This is a genomic window from Limnofasciculus baicalensis BBK-W-15 (assembly GCF_024178385.1).
GTDB classification, from domain to species: domain Bacteria; phylum Cyanobacteriota; class Cyanobacteriia; order Cyanobacteriales; family Coleofasciculaceae; genus Limnofasciculus; species Limnofasciculus baicalensis.
The window spans coordinates 1-6,769 of the sequence record NZ_JAMZMM010000306.1 but is presented as its reverse complement, the minus strand read 5'-3'; the positions used below and the strand labels follow the sequence as shown (position 1 = coordinate 6,769).

At 42.3% G+C, this 6,769-nt stretch carries 6 protein-coding genes; 2 read left to right on the top strand and 4 right to left on the bottom strand.

The window, feature by feature from the left end:
* Positions 1–312 precede the first annotated feature (312 nt).
* Entirely contained in the window at positions 313–825 is a 513-nt protein-coding gene (locus NJ959_RS22715) for a P-loop NTPase family protein (protein ID WP_254014023.1), read from the bottom strand.
* 248 nt (positions 826–1,073) lie between these two features.
* Entirely contained in the window at positions 1,074–2,669 is a 1,596-nt protein-coding gene (locus tag NJ959_RS22710; protein WP_254014022.1) for a B12-binding domain-containing radical SAM protein, read from the bottom strand.
* Between the two features lie 538 nt (positions 2,670–3,207).
* Here NJ959_RS22710 and NJ959_RS22705 point away from each other — a divergent pair.
* Positions 3,208–3,648 (top strand): zinc-ribbon domain containing protein, encoded by a 441-nt coding sequence (locus tag NJ959_RS22705; RefSeq protein WP_254014021.1) that lies wholly within the window; start codon positions 3,208–3,210, stop codon positions 3,646–3,648.
* Positions 3,649–3,738: 90 nt separating this feature from the next.
* Positions 3,739–4,206: a DUF29 domain-containing protein gene (locus NJ959_RS22700; protein WP_254014020.1), complete on the top strand. Its 468-nt coding sequence runs from the start codon at positions 3,739–3,741 to the stop codon at positions 4,204–4,206.
* A 132-nt stretch (positions 4,207–4,338) separates the two neighbouring features.
* Here the strand turns inward: NJ959_RS22700 and NJ959_RS22695 are convergent, their stop codons facing one another.
* Complete coding sequence (locus tag NJ959_RS22695; protein ID WP_254014019.1) at positions 4,339–5,727, bottom strand: amidohydrolase family protein; 1,389 nt, start codon at positions 5,725–5,727, stop codon at positions 4,339–4,341.
* Positions 5,728–5,914: 187 nt separating this feature from the next.
* Positions 5,915–6,562, bottom strand: coding sequence for a Nif11-like leader peptide family natural product precursor (locus NJ959_RS22690; RefSeq protein ID WP_254014018.1), 648 nt, complete (start codon positions 6,560–6,562; stop codon positions 5,915–5,917).
* Positions 6,563–6,769: the final 207 nt, after the last annotated feature.

Sequence of the window (6,769 nt, the reverse complement as noted above, 5' to 3'; positions counted from 1 at the left end):
AATAGCTCAAGTCCATTAAAATGGACTAAAATTCTGAATTCAGTCAGTTTTAACTCAGATCTTGCACTATTGTCAGTAAGCGAGAAAACCCGCCGGAGAATTAATTCTACGGCTAATAGCTCAAGTCCATTAAAATGGACTAAAATTCTGAATTCAGTCAGTTTTAACTGACTTCAGCTATTAGGCAGTGGTTTAAACCACTGCCGGGTTATTGCTACTGCTGCAAGTTATCAGTCTAACGAATTTCAGCTAAGTAATGGTGCGTTAGCTTTCGCATAACGCACCCTAATAGATATTGGTAGGGAGTCGCTCCTAGAGAAGTTCTTTTAGTTTGGCAATATTATCTGGAGTTAGAGTCAGCTTAACTTCAATCTGTTGCTGATTATCTCGTAGTGTGAGTAAGAAATTCTCTCCCGCACGACTACTATCCCACAGAGGATTATTAATTTCTATTTTCTGATAGATAATTTCTGGAATACCGATCCGAATTACCAAATCTTTTTGAGATTGGGGATATATATATAATTGTAGCGCCTGAAGATCTAATTCTAGTTTACTTGGTGTAGTGCTACGCTCTTGATCGGAATAAGGTTTGTGCCAGTATAGAGTAATACCCCGCACTTGGGGCATTTGCAGTTTGAACACTTCATCAAACCGCTGCGCTTCCCAGTCAAGTTCCCTGAAATTACTATTTGGCGGCATAATCCGCTGTCGCCAAGCAATTTTTTTGTCGTGGAGGCTAGTCCAAAATTTGCTAATTTTGGCAAAGTTATTACTGTTTTCTGGATTGTCGCTATTCTGTTGCCAGAGGATTGTTGGTTGCATGAGGCAGTACGATATCGAAGGTTGCTGTTTGAATTTTAGAGTTTTGAGGGGGTGTTTGGGAAATAGGTTATACCAATTTCATTAAGTTGTGCTACAGATGGGGTTTTTGCTCCCCCCTTACTAAGGGGGGTTGGGGGGGTCGATGTGTAGCGCTATTTTAGGAAATAGGTTATAGCTGAGAAGTTTTATTCAATACCAACGAGTTTAAGCTCCCCGAATTCTTAGAAAATTCGGGGAGCTATTCTATTTTAGTTGCGTGTAGCAGCAGTGAGTTCCATTTGACGTACTGAAGATTGTACATCAGCTTTAACTGCCAAATATTGATCCAGTTGCCCTTCAATTTCATTTCGCACAATCTGACGGTACTCAATGAAATGTTCCAAGTGGGCACAATTAGTTATATATGACTCAAATACCCTGGGATTATGCCGGAGGATTGAGAATATTTGATACCAGAATTGCCAGCGGGTATCTCGTTTAATTCCCTGTCGCCAAACAATGGTTAAGATAGCCCGAATTTCTGGCAATCCTGGCATCTTAAATGCCTTTTTGTGAGGACGTGGTTTCATAGTGAGGCAGTGTCGATATACTCGTCCTAAATAGCGTTTTGGTTCATATAGTTCCCAGAAACATTTTACATATTCGTGAGCAATGTCTTCCAAAGGACGAGTTGGGATAAAATTAGTTAGGGTTCCCTGATGGATATTTGCTTCGCCATTCCCTTCTAACAAACGCCCTTCCTTCGTGAGTCGATGCCACAAGGCTGTATTGGGTAAGGCTTGGAGCATACTCACCATCGCATGAGGAATCGCTGTGGCTTCGGCAAACTGAATAATGCGATCGCCTGCCCCTAGTTTTTCCCCATCAAAACCAATAATAAAGCCTGCCATAACCCGCAGTCCAGCCCGATTAATGGTGTCAACAGCATCTAATAGAGAGTTGCGAGTATTTTGGAATTTTTGTGTCATGGTGAGGCTGTCGGTATCCGGTGTTTCGATACCCACAAAAACCGCAGTAAAATTAGCCGCAATCATTAGATCTAGAAGTTCTTGATCTTGAGCTAAATCCACCGATGCTTCAGTCGAGAAACGGAAAGGATATCCCTTTTCTGCCATCCATGGACCAAGTTCTCTTAGTAATAACTTAACATTACGTTTGTTACCGATGAAGTTATCATCCACCATAAAAATAGTGCGCCGCCAACCCAAATCGTAGAGAGTTTGTAACTCTGCTATCAGTTGGGCAGGAGTTTTGGTGCGGGGTTTCCGTCCGTAGAGAACGATAATATCGCAGAATTCGCATTGAAAGGGGCAACCCCGGGAAAACTGTACCGACATATCCCCGTAAGCGTTTAAATCCAATAAATCGTAGCGGGGAATAGGGGTAGTGGTAACATCCGGCTTGACTCCATTAGAACGGAATATACCTGAAGTTTCCCCTCTTGCGATCGCTTCCACAAATAGCGGGAGGGTAATTTCCCCCTCATCTAAAATCAGGAAATCAACTCCTGCCGCCTGCGCTGCTTCGGGTACAGAGGTGACATAGGGACCACCAACGGCGACTGGTTTCCCACGCTGTTTGGCTTCCCCAATCAGGTGTAATAAATCTGGTTTCTGAACGATCATGCCAGATATAATCACCAAATCCGCCCAATTCCAGTCCGCTTCAGTTTCAAACCGTACATTACGATCTATTAAACGGAATTCCCAGGTTTGGGGCAAAATAGCAGCCACGGTAATCATACCTAGTGGCGGCATGGCAACCTTGCGTCCCACTAATTCTAGTGCTTTGTCAAAAGACCAAAATGATTTGGGGAATAGGGGATAGAGGAGTAAAATTCGCATTTTATTTTGGGTATTGAGGGAGTAGGGAGTGGGGAATGGGGAGAATTATCCCTTTCCTGACTCTCTTGTCCTTGGTTCTCAGTTCCCCTTAGTATACGCTGTGGCTGGCAAATGGGGAGTCTTTCTCAGGAGGGGGTGCGGGCTAACTGGGATAAATTTAATAATTGAATTGCCTAACTGAATTCACTATAAGGCATAATTTAGCAGCTAACTGGTCATATTTTAATACTAATCTTAGCAATTATAGCTCGAAAGCGAGTTGGTGAGATTGAGATCTTGCACCATTCTCAAGTAGCTGTTTTTTGGAGGGTGGGCACTGATAACTCGAAAAGCATAAAATTAGGTTAGTGAGGAGTGCCCACCCTACAGTTATTGACATTGGTGCAAGATCTCAGTGAATCGACTAGAATGAAGATCAGCTTCCTGAGAGTTTCCGAATATTCTCTCAGACTTTCTTGCACAGCATTAAATTAAACGGCTCATTAGTGCGGTTTCAGATTGCTGACATTCATATCTCATCTCTAGTTTTTGTAGAAATATGAAAAGTGGAAAACAACGTCGGATTGAACTCAAAGCGCAGAAGCAAGCTCGCAAAATCAAACTTGCAAACCAAAAGCTTGCAGCGAGAGAAGCGATGAGAGAAGCTGAGAACCTTGCATCTGGGGGAGTAATTGTCGATCTCAGTGCCCTTGCTCCAAACAACAGCTACGGTGAGCCAGACTTTGTTAAGCGCAAATACTATTTCGATCAACCTTTTATTTGTGCAGGCTGTAACAGTCAAGAGGTTTGGACCGCAGTGCAGCAAAAGTGGTGGTATGAGGTGGCGAAGGGTGGTTTATTTAGCACTGCAAAGTTTTGTCGGACTTGTCGCCGCCAAGAGCAATCTCGCCGTGCTGAAGCCCGCCGCATTCATCTAGAAGGCATTGCCAAGAAGCGTCAAGGAAATCGGTTGTTTATTAACCCATCATCCACACTATGAGTAGTTTTGCGGCGTAAGTCTTGACTCAAGAATAAAACTAATTGGATGTAATTAGATTAAACTAGAACTAGTACAGATGGATAAACTTCTATGGCAACCTGTTCTCAACCCCAACTCAATCAAATTCTTTATGAACAGGATTTTTATTTGTGGATACAAACAACCGCACAATTGCTCAAAGAACGTCGTTTTGAAGAGGTGGAATGGTCAAATCTAATTGAAGAAATTGAAAGCATGGGACGCAGTGAGAAAAAGGAACTCAAAAGCAGATTAATTGTCCTGATTGAACATCTACTCAAGCTGATTTATTGGGAATCAGAGAAAGCTTATAATGCCAAGGGGTGGCGCAATACAATTGTAGAACAGAAAACTGAGATTGAACTAGCTCTTGAGGATAGTCCTAGTCTCCGTCCCCTTTTAAGCAGTTTGTTTCTCGACTGCTATCAAAAGGCTAGGAGTAATGCTTTACAAAAATATAAACTCCCTCCAGATTTTTTCCCTGCTAAACCGCCATTCACATTGGAAGATGTTCTTAATCCTGAATATCTACCTGAATAGATACTGTTATTTGTTATTTGTTATTTGTTATTAGCCAACCAACAACCAACAACTAACAACTAACAACCAACAACCAACAACCAACAACCAATAACTAACAACCAACAACTAATAACAAATAACCAACTCACCTTACAGAGTCACAGCCATCAGTTTTTCCGGTAAAGATTGACGCAAACGATCGCCATACAATGATAGGGCATTTCCACCTAGTAATAATCCTAGATGTTCGCGATCGTAATCTGCAACTGTGGCGGCATCTTTAACGCAATCATGCAGCACACCATCCCAATGTCCATAATCGCCAGAGAAACAAGCAAGGCGTTTGCCAACTTCACCCATGGCGATATGCAAATACGCAGGACTTGGATCGTCAGATTCAAAGGAAGTAAAGATTTGTCCCCGTTCAAAATAGTCTAAGGGATCTCGATGGCGTAGGTCATAATGTTCGTACAAACTAGCATCATCAATCTTACTGGGATCGTGGGCGCGATTCCATAATAAATCGAAAAGATTCTTCGCCTGACTAATAATATTGACGTTATCCCGTCCGCCTTTTTCTTGAATCATTAATTTGGTGAATTCCATCAAAGACGGGCGGTAGGGATTTTTGGGATCGAAGTCGCGAATCCGTTTCTCCCAATGTTCGTGGAAGGAGTGGGCTAAGTCGGGAAGCCAACCACAACCTCCTTCTAAAAAGCCAACTCGTAATGTGGGAAATTGTTCAAATGCGCCATCAAAAACCATCCGCGCTAAGGCTAATTGTTGCTGGTTTCTCTGAACGAAAATATGAGTGAGAACGAAGGTTTCCATGTGATCGGCAATACCACCAACCATATAGGAACCTGGACCGCCATGAATGCCTAAACCAATATCTAAGTCTACCGCAGCTTGTAAAATAGGACGGAAGTCTGGATGACTAATTGCCTTACAAGTGCGAATCTCTGGAAAAGCATCGGGGGCTTGAGGATGGGGCACAGGTAAATTAGGTGCAACGGCAACACTAATCATGCCTAATTCGTTGACACAGCGGTACATTTCTTTTACCGCTTCTTCCACATCTTGCAGAGGAATTACACCAATAGCTTTTAGGCGATTATCGTATCCTCGGCAATCATCTGCCATGTAACTGTTATAGGCTTTGCAGAGTGCGATCGCAAAATCTTTATCCATAATACTGGAAAAAATCAGATTCAGCGTCCCATAGATAACATGGATATCAACACCTTCTTGATCCATGTGTTCAAGCCGGATTTTGTTGAACATAGCACCCAAAGTGGTATCGGGATGCAAATTACGAAAACCACCTTTTCCTAACCCTTGGGGTTGGGGAAACATCCGCAACAAGTCATTTTTTCCGGTAGCGGGATTGAAGTCGATGATTTTTGCCCGTTGATCGCCTAGACTATCAATGACCAAACCGACGCGATCGCGATATTCTGGTTCCAGATAATCCCGCATAATCATGGGATTTTCTAGTTTATGGGCATCTGCATCGATTACTGGCAAGCCTTGGTACATACTCACTCCTGTTACGGGTCAAGCTTTCATGTTACTAAATCTTACAAGTTATATCATGTTTGCTTAAATCCCGATAATTCTAGCGCCATTGTCAAGAGGGCGGCTTCAACCACAGTTACAGAAATCCAACCCGTCTCGGCGGGTTGGGAAATTCTTTATTTTCTCTTAATCCCCCTCTGCGATCGCACTACGCTACATATTGGTTAAAATAACCTCGTGGCAATAAGCATTGATCCGGCAAAAAGGGATCGTTCGCATCCTTGGAAAATAATGTATCTCGTTTATCAATATGACAGAATGGTGGCACGATACCCCACTCTTCCCCAAGGCTAATGTAATTTGCAGTCCCCACTCCACCAATGTTCCTTACCAGCACACTATCTCCTGTGCTATTGGTAACTGAAACTAATGTTGAGTCTAACTTAATTCCAGTTAGCAGCCAACTTAGTTGTTGTTTAGTGAAGTAATAGTCATTATCTACTGCCATTTGGATAAATTCATCAACGCTCTTGATTTGGATAAGTTCTTCCTTGAGAGAGAGAGTTGTATCTATTGCCGAGAATAAATCCCAGATTTGCTTTTGGGTAATGACCACTTTACCTAGTTCTTCTAGAGTGAAGGTAAAGCCATTATCTGCGACAACACCCATAAACTCTTCAATAGATATCGTTTTTTTGAGTTGTGCTTTCAAAGATTGGTTTTCCTCTGCTACGCTCAAAAAAATGATAACTTTCTCCCAAGTTAATTTATCGACTCTCTGTCCTTGCCAGAATTGCTTTTTCCACGCCGAATATTTTGCTGATGCGAAAAAATACTCCCAAATTTGATACCACATCAGTTACTTCTCCTAAGTCTTTGGTTAGTAGGGGTGGTTTGGATAGATTCTCTATACTTTATTGATAGAAATTAATCCCGAAACCAGCCCATACAAATATTATATTGATTCCAATGGATAGGGGAATGGGGAATGGAACAGCGGATGCCGTATCGGGCGGTGGGGAATGGCTAATTGGAAATAAAATTTATCCCCTCACTCCTAGCC

Bases quoted from the DNA above. Each gene is read 5' to 3' on its own strand.
- NJ959_RS22715 (WP_254014023.1), bottom strand. From the start codon at position 825: ATGCAACCAACAATCCTCTGGCAACAGAATAGCGACAATCCAGAAAAC.
- NJ959_RS22710 (WP_254014022.1), bottom strand. From the start codon at position 2,669: ATGCGAATTTTACTCCTCTATCCCCTATTCCCCAAATCATTTTGGTCT.
- NJ959_RS22705 (WP_254014021.1), top strand. From the start codon at position 3,208: ATGAAAAGTGGAAAACAACGTCGGATTGAACTCAAAGCGCAGAAGCAA.
- NJ959_RS22700 (WP_254014020.1), top strand. From the start codon at position 3,739: ATGGCAACCTGTTCTCAACCCCAACTCAATCAAATTCTTTATGAACAG.
- NJ959_RS22695 (WP_254014019.1), bottom strand. From the start codon at position 5,727: ATGTACCAAGGCTTGCCAGTAATCGATGCAGATGCCCATAAACTAGAA.
- NJ959_RS22690 (WP_254014018.1), bottom strand. From the start codon at position 6,562: ATGTGGTATCAAATTTGGGAGTATTTTTTCGCATCAGCAAAATATTCG.